The organism is Mesorhizobium sp. P2_A12, assembly GCF_056405075.1.
Genome location: NZ_JBFUCU010000108.1, coordinates 1 through 320 on the forward strand (window position 1 = coordinate 1; position 320 = coordinate 320).

1 protein-coding gene is annotated in these 320 nt (G+C 63.8%); it reads right to left on the minus strand.

Annotated features, from left to right (window positions below):
- On the minus strand, window positions 1-320 hold a 320-nt coding region (locus AC1DZU_RS35720; RefSeq protein WP_477292177.1), incomplete at both ends, for a hypothetical protein.

The window sequence follows — 320 nt, forward strand, 5'->3', positions numbered from 1 at the left end:
GCCGAAATCAGTCGGATTCTCGCTGGTGGATGAAAAGGTGACGGTGCGCAACACCTCCTGGTAGTGGGCCAACGTGTCGTTGCCGGACAGGACCAGGGTCTCGTTCGCCGCGTTCCAGGTCGCGCTGATGCTCGTGCCAGTGGTGATGGCCGCGAGCACGTCGCCGGCGATGCCGCCTGAGCTGATGCGGACAGTGGCACCAAGCAGATTCGAACTGTCATCATCCGAGATCGCCAAGCTAGGCGAGAGCGTCTGCGCCGCCGCGTTCTCCGTATACGCCGCGCTCGTCGCCACCGACGACAGAACCGGCGCATCGTTGA